The sequence below is a fragment of the Burkholderia ubonensis genome (assembly GCF_001718695.1).
GTDB lineage: Bacteria > Pseudomonadota > Gammaproteobacteria > Burkholderiales > Burkholderiaceae > Burkholderia > Burkholderia ubonensis_B.
On the sequence record NZ_CP013420.1, the window covers coordinates 786,324 to 803,395 of the forward strand.

At 72.6% G+C, this 17,072-nt stretch carries 17 protein-coding genes, 1 pseudogene and 1 riboswitch; of the genes and pseudogenes, 7 read left to right on the forward strand and 11 right to left on the reverse strand.

What is annotated here, in order from left to right:
- The first annotated feature begins 167 nt into the window (after positions 1-167).
- A complete protein-coding gene (locus WJ35_RS03600) occupies positions 168-1,316 on the forward strand; it encodes a hypothetical protein (RefSeq protein WP_069238749.1) in 1,149 nt (382 codons plus the stop codon).
- A 175-nt stretch (positions 1,317-1,491) separates the two neighbouring features.
- On the opposite strand, the gene WJ35_RS03605 is transcribed toward WJ35_RS03600, so the two are convergent.
- Both WJ35_RS03605 and WJ35_RS03610 read right to left on the reverse strand, forming a co-directional pair.
- Positions 1,492-1,704, reverse strand: a complete 213-nt coding sequence (locus WJ35_RS03605) for a hypothetical protein (protein ID WP_011884867.1) — start codon at positions 1,702-1,704, stop codon at positions 1,492-1,494.
- 121 nt (positions 1,705-1,825) lie between these two features.
- Entirely contained in the window at positions 1,826-2,260 is a 435-nt protein-coding gene (locus tag WJ35_RS03610) for a hypothetical protein (protein WP_069238750.1), read from the reverse strand.
- Positions 2,261-2,672: 412 nt separating this feature from the next.
- On the opposite strand from WJ35_RS03610, the gene WJ35_RS03615 reads away from it, so the two are divergent.
- Positions 2,673-3,377 (forward strand): glutathione S-transferase N-terminal domain-containing protein, encoded by a 705-nt coding sequence (locus WJ35_RS03615; RefSeq protein ID WP_059885975.1) that lies wholly within the window; start codon positions 2,673-2,675, stop codon positions 3,375-3,377.
- A 102-nt stretch (positions 3,378-3,479) separates the two neighbouring features.
- On the opposite strand, the gene WJ35_RS03620 is transcribed toward WJ35_RS03615, so the two are convergent.
- Entirely contained in the window at positions 3,480-3,995 is a 516-nt protein-coding gene (locus WJ35_RS03620) for a MarR family winged helix-turn-helix transcriptional regulator (RefSeq protein ID WP_060238667.1), read from the reverse strand.
- A gap of 131 nt (positions 3,996-4,126) precedes the next feature.
- Between WJ35_RS03620 and WJ35_RS03625 the strand changes: the two genes are divergently transcribed.
- On the forward strand, positions 4,127-5,311 hold the full coding sequence (locus WJ35_RS03625; protein WP_069238751.1) for an MFS transporter: 1,185 nt from the start codon (positions 4,127-4,129) through the stop codon (positions 5,309-5,311).
- Positions 5,312-5,388: 77 nt separating this feature from the next.
- On the opposite strand, the gene WJ35_RS03630 is transcribed toward WJ35_RS03625, so the two are convergent.
- From WJ35_RS03630 to WJ35_RS03650, 5 genes are all read right to left on the reverse strand, one after another.
- Positions 5,389-6,249, reverse strand: a complete 861-nt coding sequence (locus WJ35_RS03630) for a hypothetical protein (RefSeq protein ID WP_059461749.1) — start codon at positions 6,247-6,249, stop codon at positions 5,389-5,391.
- Positions 6,250-6,310: 61 nt separating this feature from the next.
- Positions 6,311-7,039, reverse strand: a complete 729-nt coding sequence (cobM, locus tag WJ35_RS03635) for a precorrin-4 C(11)-methyltransferase (protein ID WP_069238752.1) — start codon at positions 7,037-7,039, stop codon at positions 6,311-6,313.
- A gap of 50 nt (positions 7,040-7,089) precedes the next feature.
- On the reverse strand, positions 7,090-7,821 hold the full coding sequence (locus WJ35_RS03640) for a cobalt-precorrin-6A reductase (protein ID WP_060238872.1): 732 nt from the start codon (positions 7,819-7,821) through the stop codon (positions 7,090-7,092).
- Complete coding sequence (locus WJ35_RS03645) at positions 7,818-8,924, reverse strand: cobalt-precorrin-5B (C(1))-methyltransferase (RefSeq protein ID WP_060238875.1); 1,107 nt, start codon at positions 8,922-8,924, stop codon at positions 7,818-7,820. Before WJ35_RS03645 ends, WJ35_RS03640 begins: the two co-directional genes overlap by 4 nt.
- Positions 8,924-10,162 carry a bifunctional cobalt-precorrin-7 (C(5))-methyltransferase/cobalt-precorrin-6B (C(15))-methyltransferase gene (locus tag WJ35_RS03650; RefSeq protein ID WP_069239391.1) on the reverse strand — a complete coding sequence of 413 codons (1,239 nt, stop codon included), beginning with the start codon at positions 10,160-10,162 and terminating at the stop codon, positions 8,924-8,926. The genes WJ35_RS03645 and WJ35_RS03650 overlap by 1 nt, the downstream gene beginning before the upstream one ends.
- A gap of 206 nt (positions 10,163-10,368) precedes the next feature.
- Positions 10,369-10,560: riboswitch (cobalamin riboswitch) on the forward strand.
- A gap of 103 nt (positions 10,561-10,663) precedes the next feature.
- Between WJ35_RS03650 and cobG the strand changes: the two are divergent.
- From cobG to cobJ, 4 genes and pseudogenes are all read left to right on the forward strand, one after another.
- A pseudogene (gene cobG, locus WJ35_RS03655) lies at positions 10,664-12,074 on the forward strand (precorrin-3B synthase).
- Positions 12,067-12,693 carry a precorrin-8X methylmutase gene (locus WJ35_RS03660; RefSeq protein ID WP_060238685.1) on the forward strand — a complete coding sequence of 209 codons (627 nt, stop codon included), beginning with the start codon at positions 12,067-12,069 and terminating at the stop codon, positions 12,691-12,693. The pseudogene cobG and the gene WJ35_RS03660 overlap by 8 nt, the downstream one beginning before the upstream one ends.
- Entirely contained in the window at positions 12,690-13,424 is a 735-nt protein-coding gene (locus WJ35_RS03665; RefSeq protein ID WP_059617458.1) for a precorrin-2 C(20)-methyltransferase, read from the forward strand. The genes WJ35_RS03660 and WJ35_RS03665 overlap by 4 nt, the downstream gene beginning before the upstream one ends.
- The gene (gene cobJ / locus WJ35_RS03670; protein ID WP_069238753.1) at positions 13,421-15,154 is read left to right on the forward strand and encodes a precorrin-3B C(17)-methyltransferase; all 1,734 of its coding nucleotides are present in this window, start codon (positions 13,421-13,423) and stop codon (positions 15,152-15,154) included. Before WJ35_RS03665 ends, cobJ begins: the two co-directional genes overlap by 4 nt.
- 63 nt (positions 15,155-15,217) lie before the next feature.
- Here the strand turns inward: cobJ and WJ35_RS03675 are convergent, their stop codons facing one another.
- From WJ35_RS03675 to WJ35_RS03685, 3 genes are all read right to left on the reverse strand, one after another.
- The gene (locus WJ35_RS03675) at positions 15,218-15,790 is read right to left on the reverse strand and encodes a DUF1993 domain-containing protein (RefSeq protein WP_069238754.1); all 573 of its coding nucleotides are present in this window, start codon (positions 15,788-15,790) and stop codon (positions 15,218-15,220) included.
- A gap of 90 nt (positions 15,791-15,880) precedes the next feature.
- Positions 15,881-16,333 carry a YaiI/YqxD family protein gene (locus WJ35_RS03680; protein ID WP_069238755.1) on the reverse strand — a complete coding sequence of 151 codons (453 nt, stop codon included), beginning with the start codon at positions 16,331-16,333 and terminating at the stop codon, positions 15,881-15,883.
- A 95-nt stretch (positions 16,334-16,428) separates the two neighbouring features.
- Positions 16,429-17,037 carry a vWA domain-containing protein gene (locus WJ35_RS03685; RefSeq protein ID WP_069238756.1) on the reverse strand — a complete coding sequence of 203 codons (609 nt, stop codon included), beginning with the start codon at positions 17,035-17,037 and terminating at the stop codon, positions 16,429-16,431.
- Positions 17,038-17,072: the final 35 nt, after the last annotated feature.

The following is a 17,072-nucleotide window of genomic DNA, read 5'->3' on the forward strand; positions in this document are numbered from 1 at the left end:
TCGCATCGATGCGGTCCATGTGGGCCGAGGCGGTGGGTGATGGATGCGTGATGGGCGGCGCCGTGCGTGCGATAGCCAGCGGGCAGTCTACCGCACGCGCGGCGCGGCCTGTGCGGTCGCGCCGCTTCGTGAAATACTGCGGCGACGCGTCTTTCCGGAACGCCGCAATGACCGAACGATCCGCCATGCCGTGCTCCTGTCGCCGCGTCGCGCATCGCGCGCTGACGTGCGTCGCGCTGTGGCTGATCGCCGGTCCTGCCGCCGCTGCGTCGGGCGGCGACGCGCCCGGCACGCCGGCCGTGCCGCCCGAGCGAGCGCCGCTGCATATTCTGTTCGTCGGCGACAGCCTCACGCACGGCCGCTACGAACCGGTGCGTTCGTACGGTGCAATGGACGCGGGCGGCCGGGAAGTCGGCGGCACCGCGCGCGTCGTCGACGAGAACTTCGGGCAGACCGGCGCGCGAGCGGAACGCGAGCGCGGTCCGTGGGGCGGCATTCCGGGCATCTTCGCGCGCTTTGCCGCCGAAGCCGGGCTCGACTACGACGTTCACCTCGAGGCGATGTCTGCGACGAGTCTCGCGAAGCACGACCGTGTCGCATCGGACGTGATCGACCGCCCGACCTGGGACGCGGTCGTGCTGCAGGAGCTGAGCGCGAAGCCGTTGCCGTTTGCGCTCACGCACGCGGCCGCGAGCGATCCGGCCGGGTTCTGCGCGAGCGTCGCGCAGCTCGCGCGCGGCATCCGGGCGGTCGCGCCGCACGCGCGCGTCTATCTATATGAAACCTGGCCGCGTGCCGAGCTCGCGCGAGCGCTAGCCGGCGAGCCGGGCAGCGCTGGTTTTCATGGGCGCTACCTCGCCCGGCTGACCGAGCTCGTCGCCGCATATCGCGACGCATTCGCGCGTGCGCGCCGGAGCGACCCGGCAATCGTCGCGGTCGCGCCGGTCGGACGCGCATGGCTGCGTGCCTGGGCCACTGGCGTCGCCGATCCTGACCCGTATGCGCGCTCCGGCGCGCCGCTGCTGTGGTACGGAATCCGCGCGGACAACGACCCGCCGATCTCGCGGCCCGACTATCTGCATCCGGGCGTGACCGGCGCCTATCTGAGCGCGCTCGTGCTGTTCCAGCAGATCGCCGGCGTCGATGTGCGCACGCTCGGCGCGCGCGAGCAAGCGGCTGCGCAGCTCGGCATTACACCGCAGCTCGCGCAACGGCTGCAGGCAGTGGCGTCGGATACGGTGCGGCAGGCACGGGCCGAAGCCGCCACCGGTGCATCGGCGGCGGCCGTCGACGACGATTCGTGCGCGTCGCAATGACGACGGCCCCGCTCGATGGCTCGATGCGGGGCCGTTGTTCACGTTGTTCAGGGTGTCGCCGCGCCCGGTGGTTCGGGCGGCGTGCTGCCGAATCGCCGGGGGAAATCTGAGCGACGGCCCGGGCCGCGATGGCGGGCGACCGCTCGATTTTCCGCGATCTACCCCATAACTTCGATCAGTAAGCCGACATCTCGGCGCAAGGATCGTACTTCGACGGCGAGCAGACGACCGAATACTTCGCGCTTTCGCGCATCAGGGCTTCGCCTTCGTGCAGTGCGATCTTGATTTCAGGATGACGCTCGTACGCGAGGAATGCCGAGCAGACGACTGCGGACAGCACGACGAGCGAGAACACGAATTTTTCGAGGGAATGGAAACGTTCAGGCATGATTCGACCTTTCTTCTGGCCGCCGATTATATCTCGAATTAAGGGTTTTCCCTATATCCAGACCCGAATACGGATGATGGGTGCGACGAAGGGACGCGTGCCCGTTGCGCCCTTCGTCCCGTCATTGCGCGGTCGCCGCGCTCGCGGAACTCCCCGGCCACGCCTTGCCGATCCGGTCGATCATCGATTTCGCCGCGCCGGTCGCGAGCGCCGCGTCGACGTTCGACGTCTGCCACGCGCCGTCGGCGCCCTGCACGAAGGTCAGCTCCGCGCGCGTCGGCGCGTTGTCCGGGTTGCGCCACGTGAACACGACGTTGCACGTGTAGGTGCGCTCGCTGGCCTTCTTGCAGTCGCCGTCGGGCTTGACCGACACGACGTCGGCCGACACCGGCAGCGGCTGGCCGAGCAGCGCGTTGAGGCCGCCGTGGTTTTCGGCTTCGAGCGAGCGCCGCACGGCCGCGTCGACGTCGGCGGCGCTCGGGCCATCGCGGAGCAGGTGGCAGGCGGCCAGCAGCGTGGCGCCGCAGCCGAGCATCAGGAGCGTGGGAAACTTCATCGGGGTCCGTGAGTCGAGGTCCGTCGGGGGCATGCGGCGCCGCGCGTGAGCGCATCGCCGAGCCGGTACGCCGCGTAGTCTGCAACGTCCGCGCATCGGGCACGGTGTCGATTTGTAACCAATTGCGCCGGTCGGGATGCCGACTGGCGTCGACGACAACGGCGGTCGCGCCCGGCGTTGGCACGACGGCCGCGATGGTCGGCCTGCGGCACAACTTCTGACTCGGGGCCCGGGCGCACGAACGCGCGCGCCGCGGGCACGGTCTGCACGGATCGCGGCGATCGGCTACAGTGGGCCTCCTTTCGGCGCGCCCCGCCCGCCTCTCGATGCGTTCGTCGCGTCCATGTCGCCGCGGCAAGGATGCGCGGCGGCCGGCCGGAGCGCGATTCTCAACGTTGACGAGCGAAACGCCATGCCCGATCTGTCCGCCTTCCCGATCACGCAAAAGTGGCCGGCCCAGCATCCCGACCGCCTCCAGCTCTACTCGCTGCCGACGCCGAACGGCGTCAAGGTGTCGATCATGCTCGAGGAAACCGGCCTGCCGTACGAGCCGCATCTCGTGCGCTTCGACACGGACGACCAGCTCTCGCCCGCGTTCCTGTCGCTGAACCCGAACAACAAGATCCCGGCGATCATCGATCCGAACGGCCCGGACGGCAAGCCGCTGCCGCTGTTCGAATCCGGCGCGATCCTGATCTATCTCGCCGACAAGACCGGCCAGCTGATCCCGAAGGATCTGGCGGGCCGCTACGAGACGATCCAGTGGGTGATGTTCCAGATGGGCGGCATCGGCCCGATGTTCGGCCAGGTCGGCTTCTTCCACAAGTTCGCCGGCCGCGACTACGAGGACAAGCGTCCGCGCGACCGCTACGTCGCCGAATCGAAGCGGCTGCTCGCCGTGCTCGACGCGCGCCTCGCCGAGCGCAAGTGGGTGATGGGCGACACCTACACGATCGCCGACATCGCGATCTTCCCGTGGGTGCGCAACCTGATCGGCTTCTATGAGGCAGGCGACCTAGTCGGCTTCAGCGAATTCCGCCACGTCGCGCGCGCGCTCGACGCGTTCGTCGCCCGCCCGGCCGTCGCGCGCGGGCTCAACATCCCGGCGCGCGGCTGATCCTCACGGCCGGCCGCGCATCCGCCGCGCCGGCAACCTGACCGCCCGCCGCCTCGCGCGGCGGGCCGATGCGGCCGATCGGCACCCGGCCGTGCGACAAGACTAACCGCCCCCGCCGCCAGACTCACCCAACCCCGCCAGCAGCTTGCCGAGCAGCCGCGCGAGCTGCGCCTGCTCCGACGCCGACAGCGCGTCCAGTATCGCGCGCTGGTTCTCGACGTGCGCGACGACGGCCTCGTCGATCAGCGCGCGGCCGGCCTCCGTCAGCGCGACGAGCGTGCCGCGCCCGTCGGCCGGATTCGGGCGGCGCTCGACCCAGCCGGCCTTCTGCAGCCGGTCGATGCGCGCGGTCATCCCGCCCGACGACATCATCAGCGCGTCGTACAGCGCCGTCGGCGTCAGCGCGAACGGCGCGCCGCCGCGGCGCAGCGTCGCCAGCACGTCGAATTCGCCGGGCTGCATCCCGTAGCGCGCAAACAGCGGATTGAGACGGTCGCGCCCGATCGCGAGCGCCGCTTCCTGCAGCCTTCCCATCACGAGCATCGACGACGCGTCGAGATCCGGGCGTTCGTCGCGCCATTGCGCGACCGCGTGCGCGGCTCGATCCCTTCGATCCATTAACCCTCCTCGGCAAACAAGTTATCTTGACGTCGAGATAAATCAGCATTTATCTTGACGTCAAGATAATTTACCTGAAAACGCACCGCGCGCCGACGCCTGCGCAGTGCACCACGCTCGAGGGCCGTTCGATGAATCGCTTCACTTCCCCCGGATGGCGGCTTGCCGCCATCGTCCTCGTCGGGCTGAACCTGCGTCCGGCGCTCGCCGCGGTCGGCCCGCTGCTCGACATGATCCAGCGCGCGACCGGCATCGACGACAGCACCGCCAGCCTGCTGACGACGATCCCGATCGTGCTGATGGGCGCGGGCGCGCTCGGCGCGCGGTCGTTGCAGCGGGCCGTGGGCTGCGCGGCCGGCGTGTGGCTCGGCATCGTGCTGATCGGCCTCGCGTGCGCGGCGCGCGTCGGCGCGCAGCATGCGTGGCTGCTGCTTGCGAGCGCGTGCTGCGCGGGCATCGGCATTGCGATGGTGCAGGCGCTGCTGCCCGGTTTCGTGAAGGCCAACTTCGCGACGCGCATCGGCGGCGTGATGGGCGTCTATTCGACGTCGATCATGGGCGGCGCGGTGCTCGCGAGCGTCGCGGCGCCGCTGGCCGCCGCGCGCTGGGATTGGCCGATGGCGCTCGCGGGCTGGGCGCTGCCGGCCGCGGTTGCCGCGCTCGTTTGGCCGCTCGCCAGCCGTGGCGGCGACGTTCGCGGCGCCGCCACGGGTTTGCCGCACGCCGCGCAGTTGCAGCCGTCGCGCTCGCCGCGCGCATGGCGGCTCGCGCTGTTCTTCGGGATCGCGACCGGCGCGTACACGCTCGTGCTCGCGTGGCTGCCGCCGTTCTACATGCGGCTCGGCTGGTCGCCCACGGCGGCCGGCGGCCTGCTCGGCGGCGTGACGCTCGCGGAAGTCGTGGCCGGGCTGGCGGTGTCCGCCACGATCGACCGCATGCCCGATCGCCGAGCGGCGCTGTTCGCGGCGATCGCGGCGCTGTTCGTCGGGCTCGTGCTGATGCTCGCGTCGCCGGAGGGGCTCGCGCTGCCCGTCGCGCTGCTGATGGGCGCGGGCATCGGCGCGCTGTTCCCGCTGTCGCTGATCGTCACGGTCGACCATGCGGCAACGCCGGCCGATGCCGCGTCGCTGACCGGTTTCGTGCAGGGCATCGGCTACCTGATCGCGGGGCTGTTCCCGTTCGCGGCCGGCATCGTGCGCCAGCATCTCGCGGACCTGACGCCGGCCTGGATCGCGATGGCGTGCCTGTGCGTCGTGCTGTGCGCGCTGGCGTCCGGCTTCGCGCCGCACGTTGCGCGGCGCGTCGCGCGCGCGTGATGCGCGTCAGGCGCTCGCTTGCCGCGCCGTTCCTGCACCGCGGCGGCGCCACTGTGATGCAGCGCGGCGTGCGAAGCTCAATTGAGCGGTTCGCAAAACGACACCCGATCGCGCAATTCGCGGCCGGCGACCACCGGGTCCTGCCCGGCCGGCAACGTGACCGACACCGACGTGCGCTCGGTCGCACTCCGCGGCTTGAGCCCTGGCCAATGCGTCTCCTTCCAGGTCGCGATCCAGTCGAGCTCGCCGCGCCGCGCACCGGGCACGAAGCGCAGCCGCAGCGTCCCGTCGAAGTCCTCGCTGCAATGCGGCGCATGCTTGTACTCGCGCTCCGAGAAACACGCACGAATCGTCTTACTGCAGCTGAACGGCAGCGTCGCGATCCGTGGCTGGCTCGCATGCGCGCCGTTCGGCAGCAACTCGACGAAGTCCGCGTCTTGCCAGCTACCGCCGCCGCCCGAATACATCTCGGACCAACCGGCGAGCACCGCGACCGCGACGCGATCGCCGCCGAGCGGATACAGCGCCGGATAGATATCGAGCGGCGGCGCGGTGCCGTCGCCGAGTTCGCGCTCGGCCGGCGCGTAATCGGAGAAATCCCAGCGCTGCAGCACCTTCCAGCCTGCCGCGTAGCCGAGCTTCAGCAATTGCGGGCCCGGCAGGATCGCGTAGTAGTCGGCCGGCCCGTCGCCTTTGATGCGATACAGCGACGGCTTCGCATCGGCATCGGCATCGCACTTCGCCGAAACGAGCGCGCATAGGTTGCGCTGCCAGTCACGATCGGGCGCCGCGGTTTTCGCGACTTCGACGAACGGCACCGCACGGGCTTCGTCCGACGGCGCAGCGGCAAGCACGGGCGCGGCGGCGATTACGGTGACGAGCGCGGCTGCAAGCTCGGTCGCAAAACGTACGACGCGCGGCCGGATTCGGATGCTCATGTCAGGTTGTCCCGTGGCCGGCCGGTCGCGACGCCCGCCCCGCGCGTTGCCGCGCGGCGGCTCACCGCGTGCTCGCATAGAGCGTCGAATCGGCGAACCCTTGCGCATCGAGCACGCGGCCGATCAGGATCAGCGCGGTGCGTTCGATGCGCGTGCCCTGCACCTTCGCGACGATATCCGCGAGCGTGCCCGTCACGCGTTCCTCGTCCGGCCAGCTCGCGCGGTAGATCACCGCGACCGGGCAATCCGGCCCGTAGTGCGGCAGCACCTCGTCGACGATGCGAGCGAGATGCCGCACGCCCAGGTGGATCGCGAGCGTCGCGCGGTGCGCGGCCAGCGAGCCGAGCGACTCGCCTTCGGGCATCGTCGTCTTGCCCGCGAAGCGCGTGAGGATCACCGTCTGCGCGATGCCGGGCAGCGTCAGCTCGCAGCCGAGGGCCGCCGCGCACGCGGCGGCGGCCGTCACGCCCGGCACGATTTCATACGGAATCCCGAGCGCCTTCAGCCGGCGGATCTGCTCGCCGATCGCGCCGTACAGCGACGGGTCGCCCGAGTGCACGCGCGCGACGTCCTGCCCTTTCGCATGGGCGCCGGCGAGCAGCGCGACGATCGCGTCGAGGTCGAGCTCCGCCGTGTTGACGACCTGCTCCGCGCGATGCCCGTCGAGCACCGCCGCGGGCACGAGCGACCCCGCATACAGGATCACCGGGCACGTGCGCACGAGGCGCTGGCCCTTCACCGTGATCAGCTCCGGGTCGCCGGGACCCGCGCCGATGAAATACACCGTCATCGATAACACTCCGTCAGTTCATGGGGACGACCCGCCGTCCGCGTCCGGCGTCACGCGCGCGCGGCCGGATCGAGCGCGTCGAGCAGCGCAGCGGCCGAGTCGAAGGTGCGGTCGGCGTCGGGCAGCGGCGGCCGGCGCAGCATCACGACCGGCAGCCGGCGTTCGCGCGCAACGTCGAGCTTCGCTTCGGTCGCCGCGCCGCCGCTGTTCTTGCTGACGACGACGTCGATGCCCGCGAGCGCGAACAGCGCGCGCTCGCCGTCGAGCGTAAACGGCCCGCGCGCGGCGACGATCTGCGCGCGCGCGTTGCCCGGATGCGGATCGAGGCAGCGCACGAGCCAGAACTGGTGCACCGGAATCGCGTCGAGATGCGCGAGCGGCTCGCGGCCGAGCGTGAACAGCGGCCGGCGGAACGGCGCCAGCGCGGCCTCGATGCCGGCCCAGTCGTCGACCATCCGCCAGTCGTCGCCCGGCTGCGGCTGCCACGGTGCGCGGCGCAGCGCCCAGACCGGCACGCCCGCGTCGCGCGCGGCGGCGGCCGCGTTCGCGCTGATCCGCGCGGCATAGGGATGGGTCGCGTCGATCACGAGGCCGATGCCGGCGTCGCGCAGGTACGCGGCCAGCCCCTGCGCGCCGCCGAAACCGCCGACGCGCACCTCGCACGCGAGATCGCCGGGCACCTTGCCGAGCCCCGCGAGACTGTATACGTGGCGCGGGCCGAGCGCGCGCGCGATCTTCAACGCGTCGCCGGTGCCGCCGAGCAGCAGGATGCGCGGGCTCATCGCGCGCACCCGACGAAACGGCCCTGCCGGTCGATCGCGAACATCTCGACCGCGACCGATGCGGGCACGATGTCGCGCGCGACGGCGAGCGCGTGCGCGCAGACGATGTCGCCGAGCGGCACGCCGTCCGCCTGCGCGAGCTTCAGCGCTTCCTGGCTCGTGTTCGCGGCCAGCATCGCGGCCTGCAGCGCGTCGCTCGCGCCCGCTTGCGCGGCCCATTGCGCGAGCAGCGGCAGGTCGATGCTCGAATGGCGGCTGTGCAGGTCGAGATGGCCGGCCGCCAGCTTGCTGAGCTTGCCGAAGCCGCCGCACATCGACAGCCGCGCGACCGGCGCCCGCCGCAGATGCTTCAGCACCGCGCCCGCGAAATCGCCCATCTCGATCAGCGCCATGTCGGGCAGATGGTAGTGCGCGCGCATCGCGTCCTCGCTGGCGTTGCCGGTGCACGCGGCGATGTGCGCGACGCCGTTCGCGCGCGCGACGTCGATGCCCTGATGGATCGACGCGATGTACGCGGAGCACGAGAACGGCCGCACGATCCCGGTCGTGCCGAGGATCGACAGCCCGCCGACGATGCCGAGGCGCGGGTTCATCGTCTTCAGCGCCAGCGCCTCGCCGCCCTCGACGCCGATCGTCACGTCGAAGCCGCCCGCATGGCCGTGTTCGGCGGCGAGCGCGTTCAGGTGCGTCGTCATCATCAGGCGCGGCACGGGATTGATCGCCGGCTCGCCGACCGGCAGCGTGAGCCCCGCGCGCGTGACCGTGCCGACGCCCGGCCCTGCATGAAAACGCACGCCGGGCGCCGCCGCGAGCGCGACGCGCGCGAACACGAGCGCGCCGTGCGTGACGTCCGGATCGTCGCCGGCGTCCTTGATCGTGCCGGCCTCCGCGCCGCCGGTTCCATCGGGTCCATCGGCGATCAACCTGCAGAATTCGACGCGCATCACGACGCGCTGCCCCTTCGGCAGCACGATCTCGACCGCGTCGCCCGCTTCGCCGGTCAGCAGCAGCCGCGCGGCGGCCAGCGACGTCGCGGTCGCGCAGCTGCCGGTCGTGTAGCCGAAGCGCAGCGGCGCGGGCTGTTCGGGGGTTTCGTCGCGCATCACGCGGCCGCCGTTGCGTGCATCTGCGGCATCTGCGCCGGCTTGCACACGTCGTACAGCGTGACGGGCAACGGCTGCCGCCAGGTGTCGAAGCGGCCGAGCGGCTGCGCGTGCGCGAGCGACACGCGCGTGAGCGTGCCGCCGTGCGCGTCGCGCCACGCGGCCAGCGCGATCTCGCCCTGCAGCGTCACCGCGTTCGCGACGAGCCGGCCGCCCGGCTTCAGCGCCGACCAGCAGGCGTCGAGCACGCCCGGCACGGTCGCGCCGCCGCCGATGAAGATCGCGTCGGGCGCGGCGAGCCCCGCGAGCGCATCGGGCGCGCGCCCCGCGACGAGCTGCAGGCCCGGCACGCCGAGCGCGTCGCGATTGTGTTCGATGTAGCGCTGCCGTTCCGCGTGCGATTCGATCGCGATTGCCCGGCACGACGGGTGCGCGCGCATCCATTCGATGCCGATCGACCCGCAGCCTGCGCCGACGTCCCACAGCAGTTCGTCCGGCGCGGGCGCGAGCCGCGCGAGCGTCAGCGCGCGCATGTCGCGCTTGGTGAGCTGCCCGTCGTGGCAGTAGGCGTCGTCCGGCAGGCCGGGCGTCAGCGCGCGGCGCGGTGCGTCGGGCGCCGCGCGGCAGTCGAGCGCGACGAGATTCAGCGCCGCGGTCTCGTCGACCGCCCAGTCGTGCGCGAGCGCATCGATGCGCCGCTCGAGCGGGCCGCCGAGATGTTCGAACACGCTGATGCGGGTCGGCCCGAAGCCGCGTGCGGTCAGCTCGGCCGCGACGACGGCGGGCGTGCGGCCGTCCGCGCTCAGCACGAACAGGCGCCGCCCCGGCAGCAGATGACGGGCGAGCGCCGCGAGCGGCCGGCCGACCAGCGACACCGCGCCGACGTCCTGCAACGCCCAGCCGAGACGGGCCGCGGCCAGCGACAGCGACGACGGCGCGGGCAGCACGCGCCATTCGCCGGGCGCAAGCTGGCGCGCGAGCGTCGCGCCGACGCCGAACAGCATCGGATCGCCGCTCGCGAGCACGCAGACGGGCGACCCGCGGCGCGCGAGCACGCCCGCGAGATCGAACGGCGACGGCCATGCCTCGCGCGCGGCCGCGAGCCGCGCGGGCAGCATGTCGAGGTGCCGCGGCGCGCCGACCACGAGCGTCGCGTCGAGCAATGCGCGGCGCGCGGCGCGCCCGAGCCCCGTGTAACCGTCGTCGCCGATGCCCACCACCGTCAGCCACGCCGTCATGCACCCTTCCCCATCGTCCGGTTCCATCGAGTCGCCGCGCGCGGCGCACACGCGCGCGCCGGTGCGGCGATCCGCATTGCGAAAGACGGCATGGTAGCGTGTTCCACCGCGCGTTTCCATCCGCCGGCCGCGGCGCCGCGCAGCGTTTTCGCGTCGGCTCACACCGCCGTTCGGCGGTCGCGAAGCGGCGGTGAAATCGGGTATCCTACGCCCGTTCGTTCGCCGGCGCCCCTCGGGGCCGAAGAGGGAACACAGGGCGCGTGCCGCGCCGCTGTGGCTGCCCCCGCAACTGTAGGCAGCGAGCCCGCCTCCATCTCGCGCCACTGGCTTGTCCGGGAAGGCCTGGAGCGGGCGTCGACCTGTCAGCCAGGAGACCTGCCGGCTTGAAAGTGCGTGCGTGCCAGCCGGCATCGGGCGGGGTGTACCGATGCGTTGGCCGCGGCGCGACACTGCGCCGGTGCCCCGTTGAATTCCGTCCCCGTTCCGTCTGCTTCACCCGTCGTGCGCCCATCGGCCTGCCCGGGGCTCGTGCGCGTCGTCCCGGCCGCCGACGGCGGCCTGTGCCGGATCAAGCTGCCGGGCGGCCGCCTCGACGCGCGGCAGGCGCGCGCGATCGCCGCCGTCGCCCGCGCGCACGGCTCGGGCGTGATCGAAGCGACCAATCGCGCGAACCTGCAATTGCGCGGCATCCGCGACGGCGCGGCCGCGCCGCTCGCCGGCGCCCTGCTCGACGCGGGCCTCGGCCCCAACTCGGCCGCGTACTCCGGTGCGTGCTGCGGCGCGGATGCGGCCGGTGCAAGCGACGCCGACGACGCCCGCGCCGCGCTGGCCGCCAGCGACGACGTCCGCAATCTGATGCTGAGCCCGCTCGCGGGACGCGACCCCGCCGCGCTCATCGACAGCGCGGCGCTCGCCGCGCCGATCTTCGGCATGCTCGCGCGCGAGCCGCGCCGGTGAGCTGTCACCGAAATTCTCGATCCAGCTCGACGGCGGCGAGGCCGTCGCGGCGCTCGATCATCCGCACGACATCTGGCTCTCCGCATGGCGGCGCGGCGACGGCGCCGTGCGCGTCGCGGCCGGGCTGGCCGGCTGTCCGCCCGTCGCCCCCGGCGACCGGCCCGCATCGTTCGACGTCGCGCCGCACCAGGCCGTCGAACTGGTGCGCGCGTTGCTGCTCGCGTTCCTCGATCTCGCGCCGGCCGACGCGACGCGCATGCGCGCGCTGCTCGCGACGCGCGGCGAACGCGCGCTGGTCGCGCGCGCGCAGCACTACGCGCCGTTCCCGCTCGCGGCCGATCCGGCGCTCGCCGGCTGGCGGCGTCCGCCGGCCGACGCCGCGCTGCGCTTCGGCGCACGGCCGACGCGCGACGCCGATCGCTGCAGCGCAGGCGCGCAGTTCGTGCTCGGCCGGCTCGATGCCGCGCTGCTGGAGCGGCTCGCCGCGCTGGCCGACGCCGACGGCGACGGCACGCTGTCGATGACGCCGTGGCAAGGCGTGTTCGTCCACGGCGTGCGCGCCGCCCGCGCGCACGCCGTGCTGGCCACGCTCGCGTCGCTGGGCCTCGTCTGCACACCGCTCGACCCGCTCGCGACGCTGGTCGCGTGCGCGGGCAGCGCCGGCTGCGCGAAAGCGCGCGCCGACACGAAGCACGACGCGCTCGCGCTCGCCGCGCGCGTCGGCCATGCGCTCGATGCGCACCTGACCGGCTGCGAGCGCCACTGCGCGCTGCCGCACCCGGCGGCGCACACGCTCGTCGCGGTCGCGCCGGCGCGCTACGACCTTTACCGGCGCGATGATGCAGCAGGCGCAGCGGGCCTCGGCGCCCTGCTCGCGCGCCACTTGACGATCGACCAGGCCGCGGCCCGACTGGGCAACAACCCGCGGCAAAGCCAGGACACCACCGATGCTTGACTACATACGCGACGGGCAGGAAATCTACCGCCAGTCGTTCGCGACGATCCGTGCCGAGGCCGACTTGTCGCGCATCCCGGCCGACCTCGAAAAACTCGCGGTGCGCGTGATCCACGCGTGCGGGATGGTCGACGTCGTCGACGATCTGCGCTTCTCCGCCGGCGCGGGCGCGGCGGGCCGCGCGGCGCTGGCCGCCGGCGCGCCGATCCTCTGCGACGCGATGATGGTCGCGCAAGGCATCACGCGCGCACGGCTGCCGGCCGGCAATCGCGTGCTCTGCACGCTCGGCGAGCCCGAGGTGCCCGACCTTGCGGGGCAGCTCGGCAACACGCGCTCGGCCGCGGCGCTCGAACTGTGGCGGCCGAACCTCGCGGGCAGCGTCGTCGTGATCGGCAATGCGCCGACCGCGCTGTTCCATCTGCTCGACATGCTCGACGCGGGCGCGCCGCGCCCCGCGCTGATTCTCGGCTTCCCGGTCGGCTTCATCGGCGCGGCCGAATCGAAGGCGCTGCTCGCCGCCGACAGCCGCGGCGTGCCGTACGTCGCGCTGCTCGGCCGGCGCGGCGGCAGCGCGATGGCGGCCGCCGCGGTCAACGCGCTCGCGACGGAGGTCGAATGACGGCCGCGCGCGGACGCCTGTTCGGCCTCGGCGTCGGCCCGGGCGACCCCGAACTGATGACGCTGAAGGCGGTGCGCCTGCTGCAGGCCGCGCCGGTGGTCGCGTATTTCGTCGCGAAGGGCAAGAAAGGCAATGCGTTCGGCATCGTCGAAGCGCATCTGCGCGACGCGCAGGTGCAGCTGCCGCTCGTCTACCCGGTGACGACCGAAGCGCTGCCGCCGCCGCTCTGCTACGAAACCGTGATCGCCGACTTCTACGACACGGCCGCCGACGTCGTCGCCGCGCATCTCGACGCGGGCCGCGACGTCGCGGTGATCTGCGAAGGCGATCCGTTTTTCTACGGCTCGTACATGTATCTGCACGACCGGCTCGCGCCGCGCTACGACACCGAGGTCGTGCCCGGCGTGTGCTCGATGCTCGGCGGCACGGCCGTGCTCGGCCAGCCGCTCGTGTATCGCAACCAGAGCCTGTCGGTGCTGTCCGGCGTGCTGCCGGAGGACGAGCTGCGCGCGCGGCTCGCGCAGGCCGACGCGGCGGTGATCATGAAGCTCGGCCGCAACTTCGACAAGGTGCGGCGCGTGCTCGACGAACTCGGCCTCGCGAAGCGCGCGCTGTACGTCGAGCGCGCGACGATGGCGAACCAGCGCATCGTGCCGCTCGACGCGGTCGATCCGATGGCGTCGCCGTATTTCTCGCTGCTCGTCGTGCCGGGGGAAAAATGGCAAGGATGACGACCCCGCCCGCGATCGTGGTGCTCGGCGCCGGCGCGCTCGACACCGCGCGGCGCATCCAGGCGCGCTATCCGGGCGCGCAGGTGCACGGCCTCGCGTCGCGCGTCGCCGCCGACGTGCCGTTCGACGAGCTCGGCGCGCACCTGCGCGAGCTGTATGCGCGCGGCCTGCCGATCGTCGCGCTGTGCGCGGCCGGCATCGTGATCCGCTGCATCGCGCCCGCGCTCGCCGACAAGGGCGTCGAGCCGCCGGTGCTGGCAGTCGCGGAAGACGGCTCGGCCGTCGTGCCGCTGCTCGGCGGCCTGACCGGCGTGAACCTGATCGCGCGCGAGCTGGCCGACTGGCTCGGCGTCGCGCCCGCGATCACGACGAGCGGCGAGCTGCGCTTCGGCGCATGCGTGCTCAATCCGCCCGACGGCTACGCGCTCGCGGATCTCGCGCAAGGCAAGCGCTTCGTGTCCGACCTGCTCGCGGGCGCGGCGACCCGCATCGACGGCGCCGCGCCGTGGCTCGACGACGTCGCGCTGCCGCGCGACGACGCGGCCGCGCATGCGATCCGCGTCACGCCGCTTGCATGGCGCGGCGCGCGCGACGAACTCGTGATCCATCCGCGCAGCGTGGTGATCGGCATCGGCGCGCGTCTGCCGTCATCGACCAGTGAGACCGCCCCGCTCGATGCGCGCATCGGCGCGTTGCTCGACGCACAGGGCCTCGCGCCGCAAGCGCTGGCTGCGCTCGTCGCGCCGGCGGCGATGATCGGCGACGCGGCGCTCGAAGCGGCCGCCGATGCGCTGGGCGCGCCGCTGCGCTTCGTCGATGCCGACGTCGATGCCGATCCCGATGCGGCGGCGTCCGACGTGCTCGAACGCGCACTGCGCGCACTGCGCGTGCCGCACACGCGGCACGCGCCGCTCGACGGGCTCGCCTGCGCGGTCGCCGCGCATCCGGTCGATCCGGCGACGCTCGGCCGCGCGCGCGGCCGCCTCACCGTGCTCGGCCTCGGGCCCGGCGCCGCCGCATGGCTGACGCCTGCCGCGCGCGCGGCGCTGGCCGACGCGACCGATATCCTCGGCTACACGACCTACGTGAACATGGCCGGCCCGTTCCGTGCGGACCAGCGTGTGCACGGCACCGACAACCGCGAGGAAATGCAGCGCGCGCGCCACGCGTTCGAGCTGGCGGCCGAAGGCCGGCGCGTCGCGGTCGTGTCGTCGGGCGACCCGGGCGTGTTCGCGATGGCCGCGGCCGTGCTCGAAGCGCTCGACGACGCGCGCGATCCGCGCTGGGCCGCGGTCGACCTGCGCGTCGAGCCCGGCGTGTCCGCGTCGCTCGCGACCGCCGCGCAGGCCGGCGCGCCGCTCGGCCACGACTTCTGCGTGATCTCGCTGTCGGACAACCTGAAGCCGTGGGACGTGATCGAGACGCGCCTCGCGCACGCGGCCGAGGCCGATCTCGTGATGGCGTTCTACAACCCGATCTCGCGCGCGCGGCCATGGCAGCTCGATCGCGCGCTCGACGTGGTGCGCGCGCATCGCGCGCCGGACACCGTCGTCGTGCTCGGCCGCGACATCGGCCGGCCCGGTGCGACGCTCGTCAACACGACGCTCGGCGCGTTGCGCGCCGAGCAGGTCGACATGCGCACGATGGTGATCGTCGGCTCGTCGACGACCCGGCGATTCGCGATCGGCGACGGACGCGAGTGGGTGTACACGCCGCGCTGGTATCGCTGAGCGCGGCGTCGGTTGCGGCGATCGCGGCGATCGCCGCGCATCGCGGGCCCCCGGCCCGCGCGCTCAGCCCTGCGGGATCGTGTCCGGGCGCACGTACGCGAGCATGTACGACACGTAGTCCGCCTTGCCGAGTTCGACGCCCTGGTTGCGCAGGATCGCGTACGCGGTGATCACGTGAAAGTAGAACTGCGGCAACGCCCAGTCGCGCGCGTACTGCTCGCCCGTCATGTCGAACGCGGTGCCGTTCGGCAGTTGCAGCGAGATCGGCCGTGTCGCGCCGCCATCGAGCGCGTCGGGCGCGAGCTCGCCGAGAAACGCGATCGTGCCGGCGACGATGCCCTGCGCATCGCTCAGCGTGCCCGGTTGCGCGTCCGCCTGCCAGCCGGCTTCGCGCAACGCGAGCAGCGCGTCGGGCAGCGCTTCGCCGCGCAGCCGGCAGACGGGCTCAAGCGCTTGAAAGCAGGCGAAGCGGATCTGGGCCGCGAGCGGATACATGTCGGGCGCGAGCTTCAGCGTCAGCAGCGCATCGCCCGCGTCGCCCGCGGCCTGCCGCTGCGCGAGCGCCTTGTCGAGCCACGCGGATTGCGCGCGCAGCATCTGGGTGAAGGTGGGAACGAGCAGTTGGGTCAGTGACATCCAGGTCCTCCTATCGGTCGTTCATGCCGCGACCTCGGCGTCGCGGCGAATCGGTCGCCTGCTGCGGCCGCCGCTTCGGCACGCGCGACGTCACGGCTTGCCGTGGCGCGCGACGAAGCGGTCGAGCTGCGACGCGAAGGCGTTCGCATCGCGCGCGCTGAACGGCGCGGGGCCGCCCGTATCGATGCCCGCGCTGCGCAGCTGTTCCATCATCGCGCGCGTCGACAGGCGCTCCTCGATATTCTCGCGGCTGAACCAGTTTCCGCGCGGGTCGAGCGCATGAGCGCCCTTGTCGAGCAAGGCGGCGGCGAGCGGAATGTCGGCCGTCACGACCAGATCGCCCGGCTGCGCGAGCTCGACGATGCGCGCGTCGGCCTCGTCGAAACCGGCCGGCACCTGCAGCGCCTTGATGTGCGGCGACGGCGGCGTGCGCAAATACTGGTTCGCGACCAGCGTCACGTGGACTTCGGCGCGACGCGCGGCCCGAAACAACATGTCCTTGATCACGACGGGACACGCGTCGGCATCGACGAAGATTTGCATGGCTGGCGTTCCGGTGAGCTGAAACGGCGATCATAGCGCAGCGCCGCCGCTCGGCACCGCTCCACACCACTCGGCACCACTCACCGCAGGCGCGCTCAGCCGCCCGCCTGCGCATGCAGCGTCGCCGCGGCCAGCCACTGCGCGCCCCACGCGTCGGCGAGCCGTCTGCCCTGCCCGATCGCGACCGCCGCGCGATCGAAGTCGACGAACACGACATGATCGGCGGCAGCCGGCCGCGCCGGCATCTCGCGCGTGCGCCCATCCGACAGCACCCACAGCCACCGCTGCTTGTCCGGCTCGCGGCGCGCCTCCCGCGCGAGCAGCCGCGCGGCGGCATCGATCCCGTCCGCGAACGGCGTGCCGCCGCCGCCGCCCACTGGCTCCAGCCAGCGCGCGTTCCACCACCTCGGCACCGCCGGCCCGAACCGGCGTTCCGCGCCGGTCCCGCCGAAACAGATCAGCGCCGTCTCCGCCCGCGCGCGCGCCGCTTCATCGAAATACGCGACGATCAGCCCCTTCGCCATCGCGAGCCGCTCGAACGACAGCATCGACGCCGAGCAGTCGAGCACGAAGCAATGCAGCGCGCGCGGCGCGCCCGCCTGTTTCCGGAACCGCAGATGCGCGGCATGCAGCGGCTCGCCACGCTTCGCGGCGAGCGTCGCCGGCCAGGCGAGCGCCGTGCCGGCAGGGGCCGCGCCGGGCACGCGCGCGGCGGCGCCCTGCTGCCATCGAGGACCGC